The organism is Pseudovibrio sp. W64, assembly GCF_001623145.1.
In the GTDB taxonomy this organism is placed as follows: domain Bacteria; phylum Pseudomonadota; class Alphaproteobacteria; order Rhizobiales; family Stappiaceae; genus Pseudovibrio.
In genome coordinates, this window is the sequence record NZ_LMCI01000038.1 from 162,198 (window position 1) to 187,579 (window position 25,382).

21 protein-coding genes are annotated in these 25,382 nt (G+C 51.9%); 10 read left to right on the plus strand and 11 right to left on the minus strand.

Features of this window, described 5'->3' with window-relative positions:
- Window positions 1-99 precede the first annotated feature (99 nt).
- Together PsW64_RS17305 and PsW64_RS17310 are read left to right on the plus strand one after the other, a co-directional pair.
- Complete coding sequence (locus PsW64_RS17305; protein ID WP_063304377.1) at window positions 100-1,218, plus strand: cobalt-precorrin-5B (C(1))-methyltransferase; 1,119 nt, start codon at window positions 100-102, stop codon at window positions 1,216-1,218.
- On the plus strand, window positions 1,218-1,994 hold the full coding sequence (locus PsW64_RS17310) for a precorrin-6A/cobalt-precorrin-6A reductase (RefSeq protein WP_063304378.1): 777 nt from the start codon (window positions 1,218-1,220) through the stop codon (window positions 1,992-1,994). The genes PsW64_RS17305 and PsW64_RS17310 overlap by 1 nt, the downstream gene beginning before the upstream one ends.
- Here PsW64_RS17310 and PsW64_RS17315 read toward each other — a convergent pair.
- A complete protein-coding gene (locus PsW64_RS17315; RefSeq protein WP_057461680.1) occupies window positions 1,984-2,541 on the minus strand; it encodes a cytochrome b in 558 nt (185 codons plus the stop codon). The genes PsW64_RS17310 and PsW64_RS17315 overlap by 11 nt on opposite strands.
- 137 nt (window positions 2,542-2,678) lie before the next feature.
- Here PsW64_RS17315 and PsW64_RS17320 point away from each other — a divergent pair, with 137 nt between their 5' ends.
- The gene (locus PsW64_RS17320) at window positions 2,679-3,506 is read left to right on the plus strand and encodes a RibD family protein (protein ID WP_063304379.1); all 828 of its coding nucleotides are present in this window, start codon (window positions 2,679-2,681) and stop codon (window positions 3,504-3,506) included.
- An 84-nt stretch (window positions 3,507-3,590) separates the two neighbouring features.
- Entirely contained in the window at window positions 3,591-4,160 is a 570-nt protein-coding gene (locus PsW64_RS17325; protein WP_063304380.1) for an NUDIX domain-containing protein, read from the plus strand.
- 33 nt (window positions 4,161-4,193) lie between these two features.
- Here the strand turns inward: PsW64_RS17325 and PsW64_RS17330 are convergent, their stop codons facing one another.
- The 4 genes from PsW64_RS17330 to PsW64_RS17345 are packed head-to-tail and all read right to left on the minus strand — an operon-like array spanning window position 4,194 to window position 7,529.
- Entirely contained in the window at window positions 4,194-5,015 is an 822-nt protein-coding gene (locus tag PsW64_RS17330; protein WP_063294148.1) for a hypothetical protein, read from the minus strand.
- On the minus strand, window positions 5,012-6,121 hold the full coding sequence (locus tag PsW64_RS17335; protein WP_063304381.1) for a glycosyltransferase family 4 protein: 1,110 nt from the start codon (window positions 6,119-6,121) through the stop codon (window positions 5,012-5,014). The genes PsW64_RS17330 and PsW64_RS17335 overlap by 4 nt, the downstream gene beginning before the upstream one ends.
- Window positions 6,114-6,533, minus strand: coding sequence for a 6-pyruvoyl trahydropterin synthase family protein (locus tag PsW64_RS17340; RefSeq protein WP_057461690.1), 420 nt, complete (start codon window positions 6,531-6,533; stop codon window positions 6,114-6,116). The genes PsW64_RS17335 and PsW64_RS17340 overlap by 8 nt, the downstream gene beginning before the upstream one ends.
- 18 nt (window positions 6,534-6,551) lie before the next feature.
- The gene (locus PsW64_RS17345) at window positions 6,552-7,529 is read right to left on the minus strand and encodes a zinc-dependent alcohol dehydrogenase (protein WP_063304382.1); all 978 of its coding nucleotides are present in this window, start codon (window positions 7,527-7,529) and stop codon (window positions 6,552-6,554) included.
- A gap of 114 nt (window positions 7,530-7,643) precedes the next feature.
- Between PsW64_RS17345 and mdoH the strand changes: the two genes are divergently transcribed.
- The gene (gene mdoH / locus PsW64_RS17350; RefSeq protein WP_063304383.1) at window positions 7,644-9,518 is read left to right on the plus strand and encodes a glucans biosynthesis glucosyltransferase MdoH; all 1,875 of its coding nucleotides are present in this window, start codon (window positions 7,644-7,646) and stop codon (window positions 9,516-9,518) included.
- A gap of 211 nt (window positions 9,519-9,729) precedes the next feature.
- On the opposite strand, the gene PsW64_RS17355 is transcribed toward mdoH, so the two are convergent.
- Window positions 9,730-10,881: an OpgC family protein gene (locus tag PsW64_RS17355; RefSeq protein ID WP_063304384.1), complete on the minus strand. Its 1,152-nt coding sequence runs from the start codon at window positions 10,879-10,881 to the stop codon at window positions 9,730-9,732.
- Between the two features lie 100 nt (window positions 10,882-10,981).
- Window positions 10,982-12,367, minus strand: a complete 1,386-nt coding sequence (locus PsW64_RS17360; RefSeq protein WP_063294144.1) for a tetratricopeptide repeat protein — start codon at window positions 12,365-12,367, stop codon at window positions 10,982-10,984.
- 466 nt (window positions 12,368-12,833) lie between these two features.
- Between PsW64_RS17360 and PsW64_RS17365 the strand changes: the two genes are divergently transcribed.
- On the plus strand, window positions 12,834-14,039 hold the full coding sequence (locus PsW64_RS17365; protein WP_063304385.1) for a YeeE/YedE family protein: 1,206 nt from the start codon (window positions 12,834-12,836) through the stop codon (window positions 14,037-14,039).
- A 113-nt stretch (window positions 14,040-14,152) separates the two neighbouring features.
- Window positions 14,153-14,677, plus strand: coding sequence for a DUF302 domain-containing protein (locus PsW64_RS17370; RefSeq protein WP_063304386.1), 525 nt, complete (start codon window positions 14,153-14,155; stop codon window positions 14,675-14,677).
- Between the two features lie 69 nt (window positions 14,678-14,746).
- Here PsW64_RS17370 and PsW64_RS17375 read toward each other — a convergent pair whose 3' ends face one another.
- From PsW64_RS17375 to PsW64_RS17390, 4 genes are all read right to left on the minus strand, one after another.
- Window positions 14,747-16,384 (minus strand): thiamine pyrophosphate-binding protein, encoded by a 1,638-nt coding sequence (locus tag PsW64_RS17375; RefSeq protein WP_063304387.1) that lies wholly within the window; start codon window positions 16,382-16,384, stop codon window positions 14,747-14,749.
- Between the two features lie 2 nt (window positions 16,385-16,386).
- Window positions 16,387-17,670, minus strand: coding sequence for a CaiB/BaiF CoA transferase family protein (locus tag PsW64_RS17380; RefSeq protein WP_063304388.1), 1,284 nt, complete (start codon window positions 17,668-17,670; stop codon window positions 16,387-16,389).
- Between the two features lie 197 nt (window positions 17,671-17,867).
- Entirely contained in the window at window positions 17,868-18,698 is an 831-nt protein-coding gene (locus tag PsW64_RS17385; protein ID WP_208980856.1) for an alpha/beta hydrolase family esterase, read from the minus strand.
- Between the two features lie 160 nt (window positions 18,699-18,858).
- The gene (locus PsW64_RS17390; protein WP_063286629.1) at window positions 18,859-19,644 is read right to left on the minus strand and encodes a potassium channel family protein; all 786 of its coding nucleotides are present in this window, start codon (window positions 19,642-19,644) and stop codon (window positions 18,859-18,861) included.
- A 207-nt stretch (window positions 19,645-19,851) separates the two neighbouring features.
- Between PsW64_RS17390 and PsW64_RS17395 the strand changes: the two genes are divergently transcribed.
- The 3 genes from PsW64_RS17395 (at window position 19,852) to PsW64_RS17405 (ending at window position 25,335) form a co-directional block, all read left to right on the plus strand.
- Window positions 19,852-20,772: an SDR family NAD(P)-dependent oxidoreductase gene (locus PsW64_RS17395; protein WP_063286630.1), complete on the plus strand. Its 921-nt coding sequence runs from the start codon at window positions 19,852-19,854 to the stop codon at window positions 20,770-20,772.
- A gap of 219 nt (window positions 20,773-20,991) precedes the next feature.
- A complete protein-coding gene (locus PsW64_RS17400; RefSeq protein WP_208980857.1) occupies window positions 20,992-22,146 on the plus strand; it encodes an efflux RND transporter periplasmic adaptor subunit in 1,155 nt (384 codons plus the stop codon).
- 3 nt (window positions 22,147-22,149) lie between these two features.
- Window positions 22,150-25,335: an efflux RND transporter permease subunit gene (locus tag PsW64_RS17405; RefSeq protein ID WP_063304389.1), complete on the plus strand. Its 3,186-nt coding sequence runs from the start codon at window positions 22,150-22,152 to the stop codon at window positions 25,333-25,335.
- Window positions 25,336-25,382: the final 47 nt, after the last annotated feature.

Genomic DNA, 25,382 nt, shown 5'->3' on the forward strand with positions numbered 1-25,382 from the left:
CATGATTTATGTGATTTTGCGTAGCAATTTAATTGGAAACCAATTGGAAGTCCAAAGCCTTCTGCTTGGTATATCCCGCTAAATCTGTATAGTCGCCGGATGGCTGAAACTGGGCAAAAAAAACTGAGAACAGGCTGGACAACAGGCGCGTGTGCAACCGCTGCGGCAAAGGCAGCGTATACAGCTTTGTTGTCTGGAGATTTTTCGGATCCGATCAGCATCACCTTGCCTCGTGGTGATACGCCATCCTTCGCACTCGCCTTCGAAAAACTGACTGAAAACTCTGCATCAGCTGCCATCATCAAGGATGCTGGTGATGACCCTGATGTAACCCACGGAGCGCTCATTCAGGTCAGAGTGTCCCCAAATCCAATGATTTCCGGAACTCGCTTTCTCGCTGGTCCTGGCGTTGGAACGGTCACGAAACCCGGGCTGCCGATCCCGGTTGGTGAGCCCGCCATTAATCCTGTGCCTCGCCAAATGATGACCCGTGAGCTGCAACAAGTGGCAGATGAGCACGGCGTAACTCTAGCTATAGATGTTGAGATATCCATCCAAAACGGTGAAGAGCTGGCTCAAAAGACCATGAACCCGCGGCTCGGTATTATCGGCGGCCTCTCTGTACTCGGCACAACAGGTATTGTCCGGCCATTTTCGTGTGCTGCCTGGATAGCATCTATTCATCGAGGTGTTGACGTTGCGCGTGCCACTGGCTTGGCCCATGTCGCAGCTGCAACAGGAGCAACCTCAGAAGATGTGTTGCGTGCCCACTACCCTGATTTATCCGAGCAGGCTTATCTTGATATGGGAGACTTCGCGGGTGGCCTGCTCAAGTATCTGCGCGCCCATCCTGTTCGGAAACTAACCATCTCCGGCGGAATTGCAAAGCTGACGAAGCTTGCACAAGGGGCTATGGACCTGCATTCGGCTCGCTCAGCAGTCGATTTTGATGCACTGGCAGATGTATTGGATCATGCTGGAGCTTCGAAAGAACTCCTCGCGGAAACAAGAGAGGCAAATCTAGTCTCTTATGTTGCTCAAAGAGCTGCTGCAGAAAATATTCGTATGGGCGAGGTCGTTGCGCAGGGAGCCCAACGTGCGGCTTTAAGCATCCTTCGTGGGGCTGCTGTAAGCGTTGAGATTATCGTGGTGGATCGGCAAGGTAAGGTATTGGGTCATGTCCCGGCTGAAGAGCCTGCAAAACTGGAGCAGTTTTGATGCCAGAGAAGCCCAAAATCCTTGTGCTCGCAGGTACACGAGAAGCTAGAAAGCTGATTGCTGCACTGGCTGTGAATGCCGAATTCAAAGTCATTGCTTCACTCGCTGGAGTAACCAAAAACCCAGCAGACCTTGCGGTGATGACACGTACCGGAGGCTTTGGTGGTGTCGATGGCCTCTCGAACTACCTCCAAACTCAGGGCATTGCTGCCGTTATCGATGCAACCCACCCGTATGCTACTCAAATATCCTGTAATGCGGCCAAAGCAACAAGGCACCTCGCGATTCCGTTGCTCCGGTTTGAACGAGCCGCTTGGGAGCAAGCCAATGATGATATTTGGTATTCTGCAGATAACGTAGAAGCAGCACTGAATCTGATTCCACCCAGAGCGAAGGTCTTTTTTGCTGCCAGTGCCAAGATTGCTGCACCGCTGAAACAACGCCCGGACCTTACATTTGTAATCCGTACCTTAAATCGCCCGAGTGGGAGTGAAGTGCTTCAAAACGCGGAGTACATTGAAGGATTGCCAAATGAGAGCTGGTCCGAAGAATCCGAGCTTTTCAAGGTGCGGCAAGTAGACTGGCTCATCAGCAAAAACAGTGGCGGATCAGCATCCTACGGCAAAATCAGAGCCGCTCGTGAACTACAGATGCCTGTTGCGATGCTTAAGCGCCCAAAGCCATCCGACGGCATTTTATGCGCGTCGATTGATGAGGTCTTGAAGACCTTAAAGGCTTGCGTGAAAAATACGCAACACTGCCAAGCTAATCTTTAGGTTTCTGATAGGGCGCCGTTGTCATCCGTTCGATAATCCCATCTTTAGCGATGAGCCAGTGATAGAGCGCGCCTAAAATGTGCAGCGTGATCAGCCATGCAAACACAACACCAACAGTTGCGTGGAAATCCAGAACGCTTTCTGAAACTGGACGATTTTGCGAAACGATACTCGGCAGATCAAACAAGCCAAAAAATGGCATTGGTGCTCCGTAAAGGGAGAGGCCCACCCAGCCTAATATCGGATTTACGATCAGCACGAGATAGAGCAACCCGTGTACTGAACGTGAGACGATCCGCAGAGCTGGTGAAAGAGAGGCTGGCGGCGGTGGAGCAGGCGTAATCCAATGCTGAAGAAGGCGCAAAACCACGAGCAGGAAGAGCAGGATACCGATGCTCTTGTGATAGAAGTAGAGCGTATTCTGAAGGGCTCCAGGCCCCAGATCTGTCATCACCAGTCCCATTGGAACCATGATTAAGACTAGAATGGCGACGATCCAGTGATACGTCTTCGCCATGGCTGAATACCCGGCAACTTTATAGGCCATGCTCTATTCTCCTGATAATCCCAGAGGTTCCTGAAGAGCCCCTGCAATCTCCTGATCGACAGATTAATCAAGGTTCGTTACCACTAGGCTAACCTTAGGTGAGGTGAGCTGTGAACTCGGTAAAACAAGGGGGCTTGATGGACAGGGGCCACACAACACCAATACATCAACAAGATCATCCGAATAATTCTCAGTTGACCTGCGAAAAACCGCTAGAACAGTCCTCTGGATATTTGTCTCCTGATGAATGGCAGGAGGTCTTAGCAGCGTCGGTGGAGAGGCGTGCACCAGACCTGCAAGGCTATGGCAGTGTGTTCGCACCTCTTTGCATGGCGCAAAAGCAGTTTGTTATTGGTCAGCTTGGACAGTCAGTTGATGGCCGCATTGCAACGGTCACAGGAGACTCCAATTATGTGAGTTGCTCTGAAGCATTGATCCATCTTCACCGGCTCCGGGCACTTTGTGATGCTGTCGTGGTGGGAGTGGGAACAGCGGTTGCGGACAACCCTCAACTCACTGTCAGGCATGTCAGCGGACGGCACCCGGCACGCATTGTCATCGACCCTTATGGCCGTATGCCTCGCGACAGTACACTCCTGCAGGATACAAATGCCCGCCGCATTGTGATTACGCGAACAGATGCCCATGCGCGTTATCCTGATGGAGTGGAATGCTTTCAGCTACAACCGAATGCAAAAGGTCGTCTGTCCTGTGCTGAAATCCGGCATGCACTGCGAGAGTTTCGATGCATCCTCGTTGAAGGTGGTGCTTGGACGCTGTCTCGCTTTATCGAGCTGAAAATGATCGATCGTCTTCACTTGATGATCGCCCCGCTCATCATCGGATCAGGACCAAGAGGACTTCAGTTGCCTGCGATTGATTATCTCGCACAGGCTATCCGCCCCAATGTCACTTGGCACCCTTTGGGTGTTGATATGCTGGCAGATCTGAGCCTGAACAATTAACTTTTCCAAAGGGTTGAAGAGCATTTCCTTTCGCTGGCAAGTGCCCGTATAAATTTGCGTGAATTTCCGAATAAGGACACACGCATGCCAGAGCTCATCAGACGCACGACCCTTTGGGAAGCTAAAGGGCGGATTGAGGAAGTCGAAGTGCGTGTTGTTCACGAAGATGGACGCGAGCACATCACGACAGATCCGGTATGGGTTTACGGCGATTCAATTGCTGTGCTGGCTTATGACCCTCAAGCGAAAACAGTCCTGATCGTTAAGCAACTCCGAGTCGCGCCCTACATTATGGAGGAAGAGATTATCTTGGAGGCATGCGCTGGCGGAATCGAGATCAGCGATCTGTCCATAGAAGAAGCATGTGTACGCGAAGCTCAGGAAGAGCTTGGGTGCCAGCTTACCAATCTTACCAAGGTCGCGAATGTCTTCATCAACCCTGCACGTCTTGCTGAGCGGGCGCATTTCTTCCTTGCCGAGTACACATCCGGCGACCTGAATATTGAAGGGCGCGATCTGGACGAAGACGAAGATATTGAAGTTGTCGAGCTGTCATTCCATGAACTGCGAAGCCTTTACGAGAAACAGGAAATCCGCTGCCCACGCCTATTCATGCTCACACAGGCATTGATCTTGAAGAACATAGGCCTCTAATTCAGAGTGCTGGAAGCAAAGGTCTTCATAGCCTCATTGAGGCGGAAGGCCAACAATATCAACATGCCCGACCTGCAGTTGTGATTTACCTTTGCCAAGTGCTGCTAAACGAAATTCCAGCCAATCATCCACGATTGTATCCGATACCCCAACTTCGCGTGCCGCTTGGGCCCACCCCTTAATCAGCTCCAGCTGCAAAGCATCGTCTTCAGGTGCGCACACCCAGTCAGAGCGTCCGGTAAAGCAAGTATACCCCGCCTTAAGCAATCGCTCACGAGCATGGAACCCACCAAGCGGCCCTAATGCAGACCCAAACCCTTTATCTGTGGCTTGGTGCTGATTGAATGCGCGCTGAATAAGCCGGTCTGTCGGGTGGTGTGGTTTGCTCAGTAGGATACCGTTGTACGAAAGCCCTGCAAGAAACGGGAGTTTCAGCTGACGCATACGTGCAACAAAGCTATCCAGCCAGTTTGCACTCACAAGATCCAGAAAGGCCGAGGTAACAACCCCATGATGCCCTTCCAGAATATCCAGTGAGCCGGCATCAGTCAGTTCGCAAACATCTGTTTTCGTTCTCGTATGAGGCAAGGGAGGAGAGATGCGTTTTGCAACTTTGAGAAGTTCAGGGTCGTTATCGATCAGTAACCACACCTGCTCCCTGTTTGACTCAATGTGTTCTGCCAGATCCTGCAGAAAGGAACCGGTTCCAGCGCCCACATCTATGAGCCGGAGTGGGCCACCCTTGGGGGCATGCTCGACCAACCAGCTACAAAATTTTTTCATGACGTCTTTGTTGCGCGCTCGCCGGTCTGCTTTACGACGTAATGAGAGCCATTCAGAGGAAAATCCACTCACCTGTGAGCCTCCAATGTGCAAGCAAAGGCCTTTGCGCTGTCATTCCAATTTGGCAATGCACGAGCAGCAGCAAGGGCTCCAGTTGAAAGTTGAGAGCGTAACTCTTTGTTTTGAAGAAGTGTTTCGATGGCTTTGCCCAGAGCTAGAGGATCGCCTGCACCAACATGAAAGCCAGCTGTAGGCGGAACCGTCGATGCAACAGCGCCTTCACCACTTGCAATAATCGGGAGCCCAAAACTCATAGCCTCCGCAAAAGCCATCCCGTATCCCTCATAGTATGTTGGGAGCACAAAGAGGTCGGCTGATTGATAGAAACCCGTTAATTCAGCTTTGGGAATACCTCCATGAACGCGAATACGCTCAGTGAGGTCATGCTTTTTGATCTGAGATCGCACTTGGCTCGCATATTTTGGATCAAACCGCGTTTCTCCAATGAGATCTAGATGCCAGTCCATATGCTTCAGTTGCCCCAGCGCTTCAACTAAATGCAATTGTCCTTTTCGCGGTACCAACGACCCAACACAAAGCAACTTTGGGGTTGCCAGAGTATCGTTCGAGGTTGCAGCACTCTCCAAGACAGTTGGCCGATCAATACCGGGCAGAACAATACTGATCTTCTCCGCAGGAACGTTCATTTGAGAGACAAGCGTCTTTTGTGTCGAAGGACTGGTCACAATCACATGCTTTGCAAACGTGAGAGCTTGCGTCTCAGCCGCGCGGAGCACCTTTGCCAGCTTAGGGTCAATCCCACTTTCCAGAAACAGTGGGTGATGAACCAGCGCAATGAGATTGGAACGCTCAGCGATACTCTGCGCCAAATCAGATGAAGCCCCAAGCACCAAACCATCCACGATGATCAAAGCTGAGGGCTCTATCTCTTCAATGACTTCAAACGCCAACTTTTTGTCGGCATCAGATGGGACCGGGTAGGTGCCTTCAAGGCTAATGAGTGAGACATTCCAGCCGTGTTTCTGCAGCCCCCGAATGATCTCACGATCATATCGATAACCACCTGTAGGCGTGTTCAGATCACCCGGAAAGACAAAATAGCAAGATCTGGCAGGTGCTTCTGCTGTCTGGCCTAAAGAAGGATGTAAGTTACTCATGAGCCTCGGATGCAGTCAACGGCGCCTCATAAGACGCACGCGCATTAGGGTTCTCGGAAATTGAAACGCGCACCTTGCTAAGTTCGCTCGGTTCGCGGCCCAGTTTATGTAGATAAGCAGCATCGCACACGCGCTGGTAAATGTAGCTACAGAGAAAATCGACCGTGGTGTTCCGCCCCTTGAACTGAGGAAGGTCATCAAGATTCTTGTAGTTGAACGGATGCAGAATTTCTGCCAGCACATCAAGCGCATTGCCAATGTCGATGACAATCCCGTTCTCATCTAGTTCCTCTGCAAATATAGCGACGTGGACGTGTGCAGTAAGGCCATGAAGCTGAGAGGCAGGACCAAACACCTCCCCCTTCAGGCTGTGCGCGATCATAATGTGATTGCTGATTTCGACTGAATACATCTCAAAATCCTCATAAAATTAAGTGTAAACAATGGGTTGGCATAAAGTATCTTTCTTGCCTGAAAGAACGTCTTTCAAATCCTTCGGCGCTTTTTCAAATTCGATGGGAGGTGCGAGCAAAGTATCGAGTACGTCATCTTTCAGTAGAGAGATTGCTGCCTCCATTCGCCTGCGGTGTGTCCAGCGCGGCCTCATGATGGGGGCAACCTGACCGACTTGAGACGAGATAAGGCTGAGCCGCTGACTGTGAAAACTCCCGCCAAGAACAAGACCGGAAGGGCGCGAGCCATACCAGGACGCCTCCACAATTCTGGCTTCTCTCCCTGCAATTCGGATCGCAGTGTTCAAGCCAGCTTCAGAGGCGCTGCAATGCACGACAACATCTTGATTTTCGGGAGCAACTTCCGGCAAGGAAAATGCGCAGGAAAACTCGTCTGCAATGTCCTGCCGCTTCGGGTTGACGTCAATCATAGTCACGTGCGCACCTGCGATGCGAGCGCAAAGATAGCCAACCAGCGAGCCAACAGTGCCAGCGCCAACCACGGCAACGTTGGAGCATGGCAGAATAGCTGCATCCCACATGATGTTCAGCGCTGTTTCCATGTTTGCTGCCAAAGTGGCTCGGGTGCTCGGTAAATCACAAGGAATAAGATAGAGCGCATCTGCGGAGAGCAGAAAGTTGTTCTGGTGCGGAAAAAGAGAAAAAACGCGTTGGCCCGCTTTTAAATCATCTTTTGTTTCAATCACTTCAGAAACGTTTGCGTAGCCGTATTTAACAGGAAATGGAAAGGTCCCTTCCTGAAATGGAGCAATCATCCGCTCTCGCTCGCTCACTGGCACATCGCCACGATAGACAATGGCCTCTGTACCACGGCTGATCGCGGAAGCATGAGTTTTTAAGTAAACACGGTTACCAGATGATTTAGAGAGTTTTTCCTCTCTTATTTCAATGGTTTGAGGCGCAGTGTACCAAAGCGCTCTGGCTAACTCAGACAAGAAACGCGCTCCCCGGATCGCTAAGTTTTCACAAATATACTCTAGGGAAACGTGAACAAAGGAAACTAGCAGAAATGTAGGTGCCTCTAAAAACAATAATAATTTGGGTAGGACATGACAAAACAATCACGGGTTCCTGAAGAGAACGCCCGCACTAGTCTTGTTGACCAGCTGCTCTCCACCAACATCATCGACAAGCATCAGGAAAATAAGCGCTTATTCAGGCGCAGACTGATCTTTGGAGGGCTCGTTCTAACCTCTTTAGCAGTGTTGACCACCATCATGTCACTCACACTGTTCCTCAACGGCTTTGCCCTTTCAAAAGTCGTGATGCTTCTCGCATTTCTGGTAACCTTACCATGGCTTGTCATCGGCTTCTGGCATGCTGTCATAGGCTTAATGCTCATGAGGTTTTCTTCAAACTCTACTGCACAGGTGTATGCTGGCACGCCGCTGGGTACACTTGACCTAAAAAAGCCTTTGCAGAATAAGCAAACCGCATTGCTTTCCTGCGTGCGAAACGAAGACTCGCCTGAAGTGGCTGCCAAGCTGGAAGCGATGCTTCAAGATCTGGATCGTCTGGAAAAACTCAACGGCTTCTCTCTCTATATCCTGAGTGACAGCAATGATCCTGAGCATATCCGGCAAGAAATGCGGGAGTTCTCCCTGCTGCGGGCACGATGGCAAAATCGGATTGAAGTGCTTTATCGTAGACGTGAAAAGAATACCGGCTTCAAAGCAGGAAATGTCGAAGATTTCTGCCGCAACTGGGGGACACGGCATGAATATGCGATCACGCTGGATGTTGATAGCTTCCTCTCAGCAGAATCCCTATGCCACCTTGTAAGCAAAATGAATGCAAATCCGCGTCTGGGTATTTTGCAAACACTTGTTCTGGGACTTTCAACCAACTCGTTCTTCACCCGTGTTTTCCAGTGGGGCATGCGCTTGGGAATGCGCTCCTACACTCTTGGCGCGGCGTGGTGGCAAGGCTCGTCAGGTCCGTATTGGGGACATAACGCGATTTTTCGCATAAAGCCCTTCACGCAGTTCTGCATGTTAGAGCCTCTGCCAGGAAATGACGCATTGAGCGGCCCGATCCTCAGTCATGATCAGGTTGAAGCTGCGATGATGGCAGACGCGGGCTATGAGGTGCGCGTATGGCCGGTAGAAGGTGGCAGCTATGAAGAAAACCCACCTCATTTAATCGAGTTTATCCGCAGAGATCTGCGCTGGTGTCACGGAAACCTTCAGTACATTAAATTGCTCAGAGAGCCCGGGTTTAAGCTGTTGGGACGAATCCAACTTGGCCTTGCAATCCTCATGTTTGCTGGCTCTCCGGCATGGCTTGTTTTTATCGCAATGGCGATTTTAACCGCATCCGTTTCAGCGCCCGAGACGATAACATTCGACCCGTTTTACGGCACGATCCTGATTGTGGCCATCATGAGTATGGTCTTTGCACCCAAACTTGCGACGCTTGCCCATGTCCTGACGGTTCGGAACGAACGCCGGGAGTATGGCGGCTCTTTCTCGGTGTTTATCAGCGCATTCTTCGAACTGGTCTATTCCATGTTGCTAGCACCAGTCATGGCAATTGCGCACAGCATCTTTATTGCACAACTGTTCGCAGGACGAAAAACGCAATGGGGAGGGCAGGAAAGACAACCCCATGGTATTCCGTTCATTTTGGCAGTGAAGAAGTTCTGGCCCCAAACTCTTTTCGGCCTTTGCGGTGTGATTTGGATGATGGATTATACCTTTGCAGATACGTGGCTTCTGCTTCCGGTAATCCTTGGACCATTGCTAACAATACCGTTTGCAATGATCACCTCAAAACCAGCGCTCGGTATGTACTTTAAACACTCCGGGCTTTGGGTGTTGCCTGAAGAAAAGAAAACACCGCTTGAACTGCAAGGCCTCAATAAAGAGCAGCGCCGTGTAGAGTTGGAGCTTGCCAAGGCAAACCGAGCTGCGGCCACGCGATAAAAGAGTAAGCTGAAGGTGGTGAGAGCCCTCAGGTTTCCAGGAAAAAGCCGGTTGCGTAAATGGCACGCAACCGGCTTTCTGATTTCTTGGTTTCTATTGAACTGGCAAAGCTACAGCGTATCTCCGAAAAGTGGAAGCCGGTTTTCGGATAAAGATACGCAAAAACAAAGACTAAAGCAGTTCAGGTGTTTCAACTTAAATGCGAACTGCTTTAGGAAGATGGCTTTTCCTTTGGCTTTCTCCATGGCTCACCTTTAAACCATGCCACGGTATAGGCGACGGCAATTAAGCCTGCAAAACCAAGCAAGTTTGCCATGATTCCACCTGTGACCGTGCCTCTCAAACCGAGCTCATCCCGGAAGATTGCAATGCCCTGCGCAAGAATGAGGCTCGCAAGGAAAACAGCGAGAGACTGTTGGCCTACCTTCTTGATGACCCGGACAACTTTGCCACCAAAACCGCCCATGAGCAGTCGTTGCCCGCCTTCTCCAACAGCCACCCAAGCCACATAAGCAAGGGCAAGGAAGTGGATGTAGCGCAGGAGGCCCATCTCGGATTTTACGGTGAGATCGCTGATATCATTTGCAATTCTGCGGAGCTCAGGCACTTCGTTGAGAATGCGGAAGTAAGCAAACGGAATCGTGAGAATGATAATCGAGGCACTCAGGAACAAGAGACGTTTCTTGACTGGAGGAGCCGGAATCCAGCCCTTGATGAAGGCAAATCCGGTAAAGAACAGCAACTGCCATGCAAACGGATTGAAGAACCAACGACGATCGGACCATGGTTCAGCAGGGAAGTCCACCAGTCGGAAGGTTGCGATCAGCCAGAAGGCGATGATGATTGCTGCAACGGCACCTCGTCCGGCCTTGTAATAGGCAATCATGATCACTGGCAACATCGCCAGGATCACCAGATACATCGGCAGAATATCGAAGTAGTTCGGCACATAGGTAAGGGTCAGCAAACCCGGCAGCTGGAAGATTGGATCCTCGAAGAAGTGCCAAAGGTTCAGCTTCCCGACATAGTCGTCGCTGGTCCAGCCGTTGATTTGCAGGAAGGCAAGCATGCCCGCAACGGCGAGAAACAGGCAGATATGGGCCCAGTAAACTTGCCAGACGCGGTAAAGAACACGCGCGCTGCCCATGACCAGGCCATGCAGTTCAAAGACGCGCCCGAAGGCAATTGCGGAGGCCATGCCAGAGCAAAACACAAATATCTCGGTTGCATCGGAGAACCCGAAACGCGCCGGAATCCAAAGAGCCCACCCGTTTGCAGGAAGGTGGGCTATGAAGATGATGAACATTGCGATCCCTCGAAAAAAATCGAGGCGCGGATCTCTTGGTCGGCTGGCCGTTTTCATAGGGGTCGGCGGTATACTGTGCTGGTTCACGATGTCTCTGAAACTAAAAACTATAGATGATGAAATGCAGCTCCGAAATCCCCCGAAGCTGCACCTCCATTTATCCCATACGGAATCGTAGGTGTTCACTTTGCATGAGGTCGGTGGCTTCCGTCATGCGGGTTGCTTGAGCCATGCGGGTTTCACCATAGGTGTCTGATCCGCCTCTCAAGCGTGTGCGCTCATCAATCATCCGTTTTGCTTCCTGGCAAAGGCCAGCGCGCAAAGCGGCTTCAATGGTGAGGCGTTCAAATACATCACGCTGAGCATGACTGCCACCAACGGTACGCAACAACGGACGTGCTTCTGCGAGGTGGTGGTAAGCGCTGAAGTAATTGCCGTTCTTGAACTGCATCAAGCCAGATGCTGTTGGAGAACCTGCTGTTTTGGTCACGAGACCCATCTCGTTGGTGTCTTGTTCGCCAAATGTGCGCATTCGTGTCAAAAGGCGGTCAGAGGACTGACGACGGTTGTCTCCCAGCAGAGCAAGCATGTAGTGCAAGTCTGCGAAAACATTACAGGAATCGTCGACACGCTTTTCGCTGATGCTCGCCAGCTCTTCCCAGCGGTTACCTACCTTGATGCCCTCAAGCTCAAGGCGAACCAGCATGGAAGCTGCGTTGGAAATATCGCGATAATCGTCTGTATGGTCTTTGCGGAACTTTTGGTCATAGAGCTCGAAAACACGCTCAACATTGCCGCGATCAAGGTGCAGCAGCGCAAGGTGCCACCAAACATGATAGCCAAAGTTGTTGCAGTGTTCCCAAGCCTTTGGCTGGTCATCAAGCCATTTGATGCCTTCTTCGGTCTGGCCGGTCATGTCCAGCACGTGGGCAACTGCATGCAGGCCCCAGGCATCATCATGTTGAAATGCAACGGCTTCTTTGCCGATCCGTTCAGCCCGGTCAAAATCACCAGTCTCTTCCAGCGCAAAGGAGTAACAACCGTGTACATAGCCTTTTGCGATATGGTCGTCTTCGTAAGACGAGATCACCCCTTCAATCGAGGAGCGCATGCGGGATGGCTGGCCAAGAACGAAGCGAATAGCGTGGACGAGCTTCAGAAGGAATGCATCGCGCGGGTATTTAAGAAGCAGTTCGTCAAGGCGATCAGCAGACTTGGTCGGCGTACCCTGAAGCCAGTCATTCAAAGCCTCAACAACAGCGTCTTCACGGTCTGTAATCTGTGTATCTCTGCGGCATTTATCAGCAATTGCATAAGCTTCAAAAGCAGTTGCTGTCATTTCACGTCTGCCAAGCAGTAGGCAGAACAGGCCACGCGCGGCTTGAGCCAGAGCGAAGTCTGGATCGGCCTCCAGTGTTTTCGCAAGATGCTCCGGCGTTGCAGCACTATGTGCCAAAAACGCAAGAATAGTGTTGTTCCAGTGTGTTAATGCACTCTTATCGGAGAGTGTTACCGTGTATTCGAACTGGTCATCAATGCGCATGGATGCGACCCGTGGTTGAGGCGACCGGTATTTCGTGCAATGTGCAATCGCTTATGAGATAAGCCATTGGGTTTACATTACTAACGACACAGGTCTGCCAGGAAATCTGTTGATCAGAACCCTTTCAAAACTGGCGATGACGTTCAACACACAAAATGGTGTTTAATATCAGCAAGCTTTGTTTATGTAGAAAATATAGTTCAACCTCATGAAGAAATAGAAAACACTATTCTATTCACTAAGAAAAAATATGCGTCAAATAGAAGCTTACCTGTAAAAACCTACTATTATTAATAGTGATAATAAGTAAGATTTTAGATATTAAGTTCTATTATGCCAGTATTTATTACCTTGTGATAATCTTCTGTTTGTCGGATGAAATAGTGTTCACTGCTTCTTGATTTTCTAGTTAGTCCCCACTGTGTAATGTCCTTACTCCAATTGAGACTAAGTACGTGGCGAATTCATGGCGAATACGAGTAGCTATCAACAAACAAAAATCGATCAACAGATTCAATCACCGCAATCTGTGATCGTCATCGGAGCGCTGGTCGCGTTGGCCGGTGTTGCTCTATTGGGACTCCAGAACAACGGCTGGCGTGTTTTTGGCGGTGCTTTGATCGGTGCTCTGGCAGGCGTTGCGCTGTACCATACGAGCTTCGGATTTACGGCAGCGTGGCGCCGTATTGTCACCCAGCGAAGAGGGCAGGGCCTTCGTGCTCAATTCCTGCTTATCTCATTGGTTTGTCTAATAAGTTTCCCACTCCTTCAATACGGGCCAGACATTGGCATCCGCACCGGTGGCTTTGTGTTTCCATTCGGTGTTGGAGCAGCTGTCGGAGCCTTCATTTTTGGCATCGGAATGCAGCTCGGCGGAGGTTGTGGATCAGGCACATTGTTCACTGTCGGAGGCGGTTCATCACGCATGGTGATCACTCTTGTCTTCTTCATTTTGGGCAGCGTAATTGCAACAGCGCATCTTTCATTCTGGAATTCTCTTCCAAGATTACCGGCATTTTCGCTTGTGCGTGGCTATGGGGTCGTCCCTGCGCTACTGATCACCATTGTGCCACTGGTCGCCTTTGCGATATTCTCGGTGTTTATCGAGAAAAAACAATGGGGTGAACTAGAGAAATCCCGCAAAACCACCGGGTTCTTTCAGGGTCAATGGGGGTATGTTCTGGGTGCGTTGATGTTGGCGTTGGTTTGCGTTCTTACGTTCATTGTGCTGCAGCGCCCGTGGGGCGTGACATCCGGCTTCGCACTCTGGGGCGCAAAGTTTTTCTATGCCATTGGTATCCCGGTAGAGACCTGGCCTTACTGGCAATGGCAGGTCGGCGCGATCAAAAGATCTGTCTTTGCCGATTCCACATCCGTCATGAACTTCGGCATTGTGCTCGGGGCTCTGATTGCAGCTGGACTGGCCGGAAAGTTCAATCCGATGAAAAAAATTAATCTTAGAGATGCTGGAACTGCAGTGGTCGGAGGCCTCTTGCTCGGGTACGGCGCGCGCCTTGCTTACGGATGCAACATTGGGGCGTATCTCGGGGGTATAACCTCTGGCTCCATACATGGATGGCTATGGCTCGTCTTCGCCTTTGCCGGGTCCATGGTTGGGACCCGTGTCCGTCATTTGATCGGAATGGATCCTGCATCTGTTACCGCGAAATAGAAGCCAGCTGCCGGAAACGACTAAAACTTGGCCAATTAAAATCAAGGGAGCTTGAACAACAGCCTGTTCAACTCCCGCTTTTAAACTCATTTCATTACGAAAAGGATTGAACCATGAAACTCCTAACGGGGATGCTTGGCTTTGTTGGAACATTGATGTTCGTTATGGCCGCTTTTCAACCATCCCAGGCCCAAATCACTACAGAGCAGGCACAGCAGGGCAAGGTGCTGCCGCGCAATGGCTGGCGGGTTGTCGAAACCTCCATGGCGATTGATGAACTGCTGGGCTCCCTGAAAAAAGCCATTCGCGAAGAAGACATGCTGCTCGTCAGCATGGCAAGTGCTTCTCGAGGCGCTAAAGCAAACGGTTTCGAGATCCCTGGCAACTACGTGATTGGTGTGTTCCGCAATGACTTTGCACGTCGTATGCTGGCAGCAAGTGTGCAGGCAGGTATTGAGGCGCCAGTTCGCTTCTATCTGTCGGAAAATCCGGATGGCACTGGAACGCTGTCATGGAAGACGCCGAGCTTTGTCTTCCAGCCTTACCGAGCCACGGCTTCTGAGGATTTGGTCTCACTGAGCGAGGAACTGGATGTGATCTTCCAGCGCATTGCGGACCGTGCCACAGGTAACACCTGAGGCACTCTTTAACAACGAATTTAGAGAGTGTGTCACCTTTCCCGCGACACACTCGAAATGCAAATATCTCTACAGCTTACCTTCGTAGGCTCTGCGGTCAATACGGCAAGCAAGAACAGTGAAGGTATCGCGCTCCAGTGCTGCCTTCGCTTCTTTCTTCAGGCTCTCTGCATCATCCACCCAAACACCATGCCCGCCATAAGCGTCAGCAAGTGCAGGGAAGTTGGTTGCAGAGAAGTCCACGCCCAGATTAGGGTTCTGGTTCGCGCGCTGCTTCAGCTCAATCAGAGACAAGCTCTCGTCGACCAGCACACAGACAATAAACGGCACCTGCATATCTCGCAGAACCGCGAGATCACCAAGACCCATCTCCAGACCGGCATCACCTACAAACACAACAACCGGATCTTCCGGTTTTGCCATCTTATGCCCGATGCCAAGCGGCAAGGCACATGCCATCGTACAAAGCGCAGAACTCTGCAGCATTGTGCGCGGGTAGTGGCTCTCCCAGATTTGGCTTACCAGAATGCGGTGCGCACCACTGTCCGCAGTTGCAACAGTGGTCTCCGGCAGGGCTTCCCGAAGGCCGTGGAACACAGTGGCTGGGCCCCAACCACTTTCTTCCGCAGTAAAGTCGGCCTTCAGCTTTTCCTTGGCGGGCGCAATACGATCACGAAGCCAATCGCTCTCTTCTGGAACAATTCCGGCTTCATCTTCTGGTGTCAGAGCCATCAGGGTCGGCTTCACATCGCCTTCCAGTGTATGGCTCACATGGTGCATGCCATGGCTACGCAGCACTGGTGTCAGCTCAATAACTGATGTCTCTTCACTCCACGGATTACGCCAGTTCACGCGCATTTCAATGGGGTCATAGCCGATCAGCACAACAAGGTCCGCATCAGCCAGCAAAGGCATCAGGTTCTTGTCAGCTTTGGGTGACAAACCTGCTCCACCAAGCGAGAGCTTATGGCCTTCAGGAATGAGCCCCTTGCCCTTGTAGCTGGTGATCAGCGGAATCTGGTAGGCCTCGCAGAACGCCTCAATCTCATTGCCTGCATCCACATTGACGGCATCAACACCAGCAATTGCGATTGGGCGCTGAGCAGAGCCCAGCAAATCACGCGCTTGCTCCAGCACATCACCAAATGGCAGCTGCGCAGCACGAACACCATAGTTCGGTGTTTTCTGTGTTTCGTCGCTTTCACCTTCGGCAACGGAGATCGGCACATCAATGTGCACGGGTCCCGGTTGGCCAGACATGGCAATGGAAATTGCCTTATCCATCATGGCATTCAGCGCACCCGGAGCTGCTTTGAAGCTGGCTTTCACAATAGGACGCAGCAGTTGCTGATGGTCCATCACCTGGTGAGTGTAGGTCTCAGCCTCAGCAGTATCTACGCAACCTGTCAGGAAGATCAGCGGAACGCGATCCTGAAAGGCATTGGCAATCACGTTGACGGCGTTGGTCACACCCGGCCCAAGTGTTGCCAGCAAAACAACAGGAGCATCCGTGCCTTGGCGTGCAAGGCCATGCCATGCGCCTTCAGCCATAAAGCCACCAGCATTCTCGTGCTTCACCAGATTGAATTTTAAGCCAGCAAGGTTCAGGGCATCCATAAGGGCCAGCACTTCGCCGCCCGGAATCCCGAAGGCATACTGACTGCCAGCCTGATGCAGTTTTTGAGCGATAAGATCAGCGCCGCGCATAATTATGAATCTCCCAGTGACACGACACCGCGAGCAGCGAGATCGTCAATTTCTTCTTTGGTTTTTTGTAGATACTTGGTCAGCACTTCAAGGCTGTCCTCGCCAAGGGTCGGCGGTGCCTTCCGGTATGTAACAGGCGTCTTGCTGTAATTGATCGGGTTACCAATCAGGCTTACCTGACCATCATCAGACTGTTTGTGTGGCAGAGAAATCTTCATACCCCGATGCAGAATCTGCGGATCGCTGAACACGCCAGCCAGATCATTCACCGGACCACACGGAACGCCAACAGCCTCAAGTTCATCCGTCCAATGCTGGGCACCTTGTTTGATTGTGAACTGACGCAGCAAAGGCACCAGTTCAGCACGATTGCGCACGCGGTCAGCGTTGGTTGCAAAGCGAGGATCAGTGTTCAGTTCAGGACAACCTAGAATCTCACAGAAACGCTGGTACTGCGCATCGTTGCCAACAGCCACCATGAAGTCCTTGTCAGAGGCCGGGAAGGTCTCATAAGGCACGATGGTTGGGTGCGCATTGCCAAGCCGTTTTGGGATGTTGCCGTCAGTTAGATAGGAAAGGCCTTGATTGATCAGCCATGCCACCTGACAATCCAGCAAGGAGATGTCGATGTGCTGACCTTCACTGCTTTTCTCACGGTGGTGCAGAGCTGCCAAAATAGCGTTGCAGGCATACATCCCGCACATCACATCAGCAATGCCGACACCAATTTTGGTCGGGCTGCCACCTTCCTCCTCAGGAAGGCCCGTGATGCTCATGATCCCGCCCATGGCCTGAATCAGCGCATCATAGCCCGCTCTATGTGAGTAAGGGCCAGTTTGGCCAAAACCGGTAATGGAGCAGTAGATCAGGCGATCATTCTTCGCACGCAGGTCGTCATAACCGAGGCCCTTGCGGGCAAGGTCACCAACCTTGAAGTTCTCGATAACGATGTCAGCGGTCGCCGCCAGCTCTTTGAGCATCTCCACGCCTTCTTCAGAACGCATGTCGATGCCGAGAGAATGTTTGTTGCGGTTGGAGCTGAGATAATACGCGCTTTCGCCAGTGTCCGCGCCGCCTTTGCCTTTCAGGAAGGGAGGCCCCCATTTGCGGGTGTCATCCCCGCGTGTTGGGTGTTCAATCTTGATGATTTCAGCGCCCATATCACCCAGCAGCTGGGTGCAGGTTGGGCCTGCCAGAATGCGCGAAAGGTCAAGCACCACAAGGCCATCCAAAGGTCCTTTGGTGGTAGAGGACTGGTGCTGTTCACCGTCTACTAGAGAATTCAAACCGTCTAATCCATTGGTTTTGAGGCAAGATTGACCGCAAATGGAGGGTGACTGACCCTGTCATGTACAGCAATCCAGCAGATTTTGGAGAGACGTTAGAGCACTCAGAAAAGGCCCACCACAACAATCTGAAAAATCACACAGTATCGTGATGGCCCGTGAAATTTGAAGTTTCTACCGTGATGGACCTGTGGGTTTTACCAGTGCTTTGTGTTGGCAAGATCAAGCCATGCACGCCGGATCCAGTTGGCCTTCATGGAGTGTCCGCCATCATGTAGGCAAAGCTCAAGCTTCTCGCCTTTGGCAGACCACACATCACACTGCAACTCGCCAGCACTGATGGATGTCGGCTCAGTATCATAGAGACCAGCTTGCCGCTTCCAGACATCCAGACTGTCAAACACATCGGACTGACGCCAGTTCGCGCCAATAGCACGGCCCACCATCGGAACGGTTTTATCTTCAACCCCGTGGGTGTGGTAAAGGTTGGTCAAAGGAGAAGGGCAGGCTGCTGGGATTGGATCCCAGAAGGCACCGGCAATCGGCGCGAAGCCAGCATAGTTCTCACCCTTGTAGCAGGCTAGATTCCAAACCATGGAACCACCCATGGAAAAGCCTGAGAGCAGGATCTTCTCACGATCAATCGGGAAGCGGTCAGAAACGTCTGTCAGCATCTCATCAAAGAACTTGAACTCGTCACGATCCTGACTTGGGGAGCCTGGATAGGACCAGGAACCGCCAATGCCCTGCGGGACAATGAGAGCAACGCCAAGCTCGTTTGCAAGATTACGCAAAGCTTTATTCTCGATGGCGCGATCAGCTTTGCCCTTCCACCCGTGCAGGTAGATTATGGCGCCAATCTGTTCGTCATCAGCAGGAGAATCCGGAAGTGCAACATAGTATTCACCGCTCTCAACGTCACAGGGAGCAGTCACACCACAGGTCGCTTCCTCTGCCATTGTCGCATTGGGAACCAACCCGGAAATAACCACGGTAGCAAACGTAATCGCACTTGTAAGAAGGCTCATGCCCATTCCACTTCTTGCCGCTCTCTCGGATTAAACCTATTGAAACTCATGGATAAATCCAGGAATTGCCGAGATTAATTTTGTTTATGCTAACATACGCCTCAAGGGCGGTCTTACTCTCAAAATTGATGCCGTCATTTACAGCTTACCGCGAGAGGGCCTACTGCCATTCCCCTTCCGTGGGAATGTGCAAAGTATTGCCGCAATGCTTGCAGTGAACGGCGTCATTATCGTGACGATTAAGGCCACAATCAGGACAGGCATATTTTACTTTAGACGGACGGAAAATGGTCTGGATCAGCCGCAAAAACAGCGCCACGCCAAACACCATGATGACGATTGTAATCCCGCGACCCATCGTATCCGTCATGGTGATGTCGCCATAACCAGTCGTCGTCAGCGTTGTGACGGTAAAGTACAGCGCATCCATGTAGGAGTTGATGTCCGGGTTCAGGTGCGCCTCAATCACATAAACAACCGCGCTCACCATAAACACGAAGACCAGCAGGTTCATCGCCGAGTTGATGATCTCTTCACGCTCCTTGAACCACGAGAACGTCTCCCGCAGATCCTTCACCACATGGTAGGAGCGTAACAACCGCAACATGCGGATTACGCGCAAGAAACCGAGGTTTTCGATAAGAGCTTCAGCAAACAAAGACAGGATTACAATAAGGTCTGCAATGGCCGTGCTGTCAAATGCAGCTTTGAAGGGCCGCAGTGCAATGGTGAGGCGGAATCCGTAGTCAATCAGCAGAATGAACCCGATGGCCCAGTCCAGCCGCGGATAGCCTTCCAGCTGGGGAAGCGTTGCAGAAAGCACGAAGTAGAGGATCGTGACCACATCAAACATCAGCAAGCCGATACGCCAAGAACGTCCAGCAGTGGTCTGCCCGAAATACAGACGTCGCAAAGCGCCCCTGAAATCGGTTATTGCTTCCTGCATTAAATTAGATCCCTCAATCCCGATAGCGCGCCCAGATAAAATCTACTAGCAAATGTGGGCACTTCTGCAAAGTCACTCAAGCTCGTCACGCATAAACTTTCGTGTGAGCGGCGCTATCTTGACCCCGCAAAAAAACTTACGCTTTCCCTCAGTGAGTTTATCGAAAAATTCTGCAACTGATTAAAAGGTTTCTGCTCTACTTCTGGCATGAAGAAAGCCAAAGCCATTCCGGTGCCACCACCTCCCGGGTATTTGGAGGAATGGCGGGCAACCAACAACACCTGTCTGGTAACGGGCGCGACGGATGGCATCGGCAGAGCGCTTGCGATCCGTTTGTCAGACGCTGGGCAAACCATTGTAGTTGTGGGCCGTTCTAAGGAGAAAGTGAGTGCCGTTCTCAAGGATGTCGGCGACGCTGGCCCCAATCGCTCCCACCGTGGCTTTGTGGCAGACCTCTCCCTCATTTCAGAGGTAGATCGTCTCGCCGATGAGATCTCGCAAAAGCTGCCGGACCTGACCCGTATCGTCCTCTGCGCTGCCGAAACGCCGGGGTTTCGCGGCATCACAGGAGAGGGGATTGAGGCTGGGTTTGCAGTCAACTATCTCAGTAGGTTTCTGCTGCTGAATAAGATCACACCGTTGCTCAAAGACCAAATAGCGCCAAGGGTCGTCTCGTTCGCAAGCCCGGTGACAAAGTTCGAACTACCCGACCTGAACATCCTCAACGATCCTGACTGTGAGCTAGATAGTTGGGACCGAGGAAGAGCACACACCAACTGCAATCTGCTCTTCTTGATGGAACTGGCTGATCAGCTGAAGGACACAGACATCTGCATCAACGCGTTTGGACCCGGCCTTGTGCTGACCAAACAAATGCAGGGCTACAGCGCCATGAGGCGGTTCTGGCTAGGCATGAAAAGCTCGCTGGTCGGCAAATCTGCCCCCTATGCGGCCTTACCAGCTATGCACATGCTGCTCTCTCCGGACTTTGCGGGCAAAACCGGTGGGTTCTACGAATGCGGAACAAAAATCCCGCCGGACACGCAAATCCTGAGCAAAGAAATCCGCCAGCAATTCTGGACAGAAACCACTCAGCTTGTGCACCTGGCACAGGCGAACAAGGGGTAAAAATTTCCAGAAACCGCTTTTTGTGACACCAGTCACGGGCTTTCCCTCACGAAAGTGGGAGGACAAATGCACTTCTCAGTCTGACTTGATTTGAACGTTGCCAGGGGACCTTGGCAGCAAAAGATAGAGCTGTGCCCAACGCCATCAAGGATTGAGTTACTTCCCTAAGGTAATGTTAGGCAAGTGCTGCCAGCAATTCTCAATGTGTAAGAGTAAAAAATGAACAATAAAATGGAATTCCCTGCCGGCCGGAATGGAAATCTGCTTTCATCAACGCGCAAAGCCGCCCTCGCATTTCTGGGGGTGTCTCTTGGCACATTTCTTTTCTCCTCGGCAGTCTTTGCTCAGGAAGCTCCCCCCCCTCCAGGTGTTATTGTTGAACCTGCACGCGAAGAAGTTATTGAAGAAGAACGCGTTTTTTCTGGCCGTACCGAAGCAATCAGTCAGGTCGCGCTCATTGCCCGTGTCGGCGGGTTTCTGGAGCCGCTGGAATTTAAAGAAGGCCAGACAGTTCAGCAAGGCGACTTGCTCTTTGTGATCCAGCAGGAGCCCTATGAGTTCTCAGTAGAGCAATCCCAAGCCAATCTGGAAAGTGCTCAGGCAAAGGTCGATTTGGCAAAAGTTGACTTTGACCGCAAGGAGCAGCTCGTCAACCGAGATACGATCTCTGTCTCCGAACTCGATACAGCCCGCGCGAACCTGAAAGAGGCCAATGCCGCACTGGCTCTGCGTCAGGCAGACCTGAAGCTCTCCGAGTTAGATCTGAGCTACACCGAAATCCGCGCTCCGCTGGATGGTCAGATCGGAACCGCTGCCTTTAAAGAAGGGGCCTACGTCAATGCCAACAGCGGAACTCTGGCAACCATCACGTCTTTGAACCCCATTCGCGTGGCGTTCCCGGTTCCACAAGCACTGATCTTGCAATCTCAGCGCGCCAACAACTTCGTCACCAATAACATACTCATTCGAATTCGCCTGTCAGACGGCAAGTTCTACCAGCACAACGGAAAGCTGGACTTCCTTGAAGCAGAAGCCAACCCGGGCACAGACACCGTCACCGCTTATGCAATCTTTGAAAACCCTGACCACTTGCTGTTTGACCACCAGCTGGTTGATGTCGTTGCCAACGCCAAAGATGCCACGCCTGTGCTGGTTGTCTCTCAATCCGCACTGCTGCTGGATCAGGAAGGCCCGTATGTGCTGAAGGTGAATGACGAAGACGTGGTTGAGCAACAGCGCATCGCCGTCGTCGATCAGATCAACGGTCTTGTTATTGTTGGAAGTGGCCTCAAAAAAGGTGATCTGGTGATCACATCCGGAATCCAGAAAGTTCGCCCGGGAATTAAAGTCAACGCACAGCTGGCAGGTCAATAAACCATGATCTATGACATGTTTATTCGCCGGCCTCGGCTGGCGATGGTGATTTCGATTCTCATAGTCGTGGTCGGTGCGATCTCGATTTACTCAATTCCGGTATCACAATACCCGACCATTGCTCCCCCAACCGTGCAGGTAAATGCCACTTACATCGGTGCGGATGCGCTAACGGTGGAAGAGAGTGTTGGCCAGCTTGTTGAAGGGGCAGTCAACGGCGTAGACGGCATGCGCTATATGAAGTCGTCGTCTTCCAGTGATGGCACCTACTCGCTAACGGTCTACTTCGATCTGACAACAGACCCCGATATCAATGCGGTGAACGTTCAGAACCGAATAAGCACCATTGAGAGCAAGCTACCGCAGGAAGTCCGGGATCAGGGTGTCAACGTTACCAAAAAGGCCGGTGATCTCCTGCAGGCGATTTCCTTCTATTCGCCCGATGAGACACATGATGGCCTCTTCATTTCCAACTACGTCACCATCAACATCGTAGACGAACTGAAGCGTATTCCAGGTGTGGGTGATGCCAGTGTGTTCGGCGCGCAGGATTACTCCATGCGCATCTGGCTGGATCCGGTCAAACTAAGAGCCCTCAATCTGACAGCAGAAGATGTGATCTCTGCAGTTCAATCACAAAACAAACAAGCTGCTGTCGGTCGTATCGGTGCAGCTCCTCTGGCGGCTGATCAGCAGCTCCAGCTCACCGTCACAGCAAAAGGCCGCTTGAACACCGTTGAAGAGTTCCAGAACATCGTTCTGCGTGCGAACCCTGATGGTTCTGTGGTTCACCTGAGAAACGTGGCCCGCGTAGAACTCAGCAGCGCCTCCTATGACATATTGGCAGAATACAACCAGCAACCAACAGCGATGGTGGGGATTTACCTGTCTCCGGGTGCAAACGCTGTGGCTGTGTCAGAAGCGGTCAACGAGCGTATCGCATTTCTGGCAGAGCGCTTCCCGGAAGACCTCACATACATCTCCATCTTCGATACCTCCCTCTTCGTGAATGAGATGATTTCGAAGGTGATCCACACGCTGCTGGAAGCCTTCGTGCTTGTGACCATCGTGGTCTACGTCTTCCTCGGCAAGTTCCGCGCAACCCTCATTCCGCTGATAGCGGTCCCCGTATCCATCATCGGTGCTGTCGCAGTGGCCTTCATGATGGGCTACACGGCCAACACCATCTCGCTGCTGGCCTTGGTGCTTGCCATCGGGATCGTGGTGGATGATGCGATCATCGTGGTTGAGAACGTTGAACGCATTATGCATGAGCACCCTGATCTCACACCGGCTCAGGCAACATCAAAAGCGGTCAGCGAAATTGCAGCCCCCGTGCTCGCAACTACGCTGGTGCTACTCTCCGTGTTTGTGCCAGTGGCCTTCCTGCCAGGCTCATCCGGTGTGCTCTTTAGAGAGTTTGCGGTCTCTATCTCCGCTGCAATGGTGATCTCCACCATCAACGCATTGTCACTGTCTCCAGCTCTTTGCGCCATCTTGATGAAGTCAGAAGATCTGACAGGCGTCATGGCCAAGGTTTCCAAAAAGATTGATGACGTCGGCCATGGTTATGCTGGCTTAATAAAGCGCATCGCAAAAATGTCGCTGCTTTCGCTTCCTGTCGTAGTGGGCTTCGCGCTCTTTGGTTTCCTGGTTGTTTCCAACACCCCGGATGGCTTCGTCCCGGATGAAGACAAAGGCTACGCCATGGTGCTGGTCAATCTGCCACCGGGTGCGTCTCGCAACCGTACTGAAGCGGTCATGCGCAAAGCGGACGATATCATCCGCAAAGACCCGGCAGTCAACTCCACCACAATGATCATCGGGCTCGACCTTTTGGCAGGTGGCGGCTCATCACCAAACGCAGGCGTTTTCTTCGTCAAACTCAAGGATTATGAGGAACGTCCATCACGTGAACTGTCTTCTTTCGCCTTCGTTTACAGAACATACGGAGCTTTGGCAGGTATTCCCGAAGCAACCTTCTTCCCGGTCAATCCAGCCGCAATCGATGGTCTCGGCACGGTAGGCGGCTTTGAGTTCATCATGGAGGCACTGGAAGGTCAGGATCCAACGGTTCTTGCGCAAATCTCCCGCTCCCTGATTGTCGCAGCCAACGAAGCGCCGGATATCGCCTCCTTCTTCACCACCTTCAATGCAAACACCCCGCAATTGAATGTGAAGCTGGATCGCGAGCGTGCTCAGGTGCTTGGCCTGAATGTGGCAAGTGTTTACAACGCATTGCAAGCCACGCTGGGCGGTTATTACATCAACGATTTCAACCTCTATGGTCGCACATGGACCGTCCGCCTGCAGGCAGAGCAGAAGTATCGCTCTGGTGTTGAGGACATCGGCTCCATCTTTGTCCGTTCAGACACAGGTGAGATGGTTGAACTGTCCTCCGTCGTGCACACTGAGCTGTCACGCGGGGCAAACACCATCACCCGCTACAACAATTACCGCGCAGTCGCGTTCAACGGCAATGCAGCCCCCGGTGCAGGCTTGGGTGAAGCTTTGGCGGCGATGGATGGTGTCGCGGCCAAAGCCCTGCCAAAAGGCTATGCCTATGAGTGGACGGGGCTGGCATTGGAACAGAAAGAAGCTGCGGGGCAAACTGCACTGGTACTGGGGCTAGCCTTCCTGTTTGCCTATCTGTTCCTTGTGGCGCTTTATGAAAGTTGGAACACACCAATCCCCGTTCTGCTTTCGGTCGCTCCGGCCTTGGCAGGTGCCTTGTTAAGCCTCTGGATCTTCGGTCTGGCGTTCGACCTGTATGCACAAATCGGTATGGTCATTCTGATCGCGCTGGCGGGTAAAAATGCGATCCTGATGAACGAGTTCTCACTCGAAAAACGCATTGATGGCATGGGGATCTATGAGTCCGCAATTGAAGGTGCTCGCTTGCGCTTCCGCCCGGTGATGATGACATCACTTGCCTTCTCCGCAGGTCTTGTACCCTTGGTCATTGCATCCGGCCCAGGTGCTGGAGCCATGGTTGCGGTGGGTGTGCCGGTGCTGGCAGGTATGCTGTTCTCAGCAACTATCGGTATCTTCCTCATCCCGACCCTTTACGTCAGCTTCCAATGGATGCGTGAAAGGGCTGGTTGGACCATTGAAGAAGGCCGTGCGGCAAGAGGGTCCGGTGGTGAACTGGCCATTGATGCCAAGGAAGACAAACCATCTGAAAATTGATCTGAAAATGATCCTGATGACAATGAAGAAGGCGCCTCTGGCGCCTT

Excerpts from the sequence above, each read along its gene's own strand:
- PsW64_RS17305 (WP_063304377.1), top strand. The coding sequence starts at position 100 with ATGGCTGAAACTGGGCAAAAAAAACTGAGAACAGGCTGGACAACAGGC.
- PsW64_RS17310 (WP_063304378.1), top strand. The coding sequence starts at position 1,218 with ATGCCAGAGAAGCCCAAAATCCTTGTGCTCGCAGGTACACGAGAAGCT.
- PsW64_RS17315 (WP_057461680.1), bottom strand. The coding sequence starts at position 2,541 with ATGGCCTATAAAGTTGCCGGGTATTCAGCCATGGCGAAGACGTATCAC.
- PsW64_RS17320 (WP_063304379.1), top strand. The coding sequence starts at position 2,679 with ATGGACAGGGGCCACACAACACCAATACATCAACAAGATCATCCGAAT.
- PsW64_RS17325 (WP_063304380.1), top strand. The coding sequence starts at position 3,591 with ATGCCAGAGCTCATCAGACGCACGACCCTTTGGGAAGCTAAAGGGCGG.
- PsW64_RS17335 (WP_063304381.1), bottom strand. The coding sequence starts at position 6,121 with ATGAGTAACTTACATCCTTCTTTAGGCCAGACAGCAGAAGCACCTGCC.
- PsW64_RS17340 (WP_057461690.1), bottom strand. The coding sequence starts at position 6,533 with ATGTATTCAGTCGAAATCAGCAATCACATTATGATCGCGCACAGCCTG.
- mdoH (WP_063304383.1), top strand. The coding sequence starts at position 7,644 with ATGACAAAACAATCACGGGTTCCTGAAGAGAACGCCCGCACTAGTCTT.
- PsW64_RS17355 (WP_063304384.1), bottom strand. The coding sequence starts at position 10,881 with ATGAAAACGGCCAGCCGACCAAGAGATCCGCGCCTCGATTTTTTTCGA.
- PsW64_RS17360 (WP_063294144.1), bottom strand. The coding sequence starts at position 12,367 with ATGCGCATTGATGACCAGTTCGAATACACGGTAACACTCTCCGATAAG.
- PsW64_RS17365 (WP_063304385.1), top strand. The coding sequence starts at position 12,834 with ATGGCGAATACGAGTAGCTATCAACAAACAAAAATCGATCAACAGATT.
- PsW64_RS17370 (WP_063304386.1), top strand. The coding sequence starts at position 14,153 with ATGAAACTCCTAACGGGGATGCTTGGCTTTGTTGGAACATTGATGTTC.
- PsW64_RS17375 (WP_063304387.1), bottom strand. The coding sequence starts at position 16,384 with ATGCGCGGCGCTGATCTTATCGCTCAAAAACTGCATCAGGCTGGCAGT.
- PsW64_RS17385 (WP_208980856.1), bottom strand. The coding sequence starts at position 18,698 with ATGAGCCTTCTTACAAGTGCGATTACGTTTGCTACCGTGGTTATTTCC.
- PsW64_RS17390 (WP_063286629.1), bottom strand. The coding sequence starts at position 19,644 with ATGCAGGAAGCAATAACCGATTTCAGGGGCGCTTTGCGACGTCTGTAT.
- PsW64_RS17395 (WP_063286630.1), top strand. The coding sequence starts at position 19,852 with ATGAAGAAAGCCAAAGCCATTCCGGTGCCACCACCTCCCGGGTATTTG.
- PsW64_RS17400 (WP_208980857.1), top strand. The coding sequence starts at position 20,992 with ATGAACAATAAAATGGAATTCCCTGCCGGCCGGAATGGAAATCTGCTT.
- PsW64_RS17405 (WP_063304389.1), top strand. The coding sequence starts at position 22,150 with ATGATCTATGACATGTTTATTCGCCGGCCTCGGCTGGCGATGGTGATT.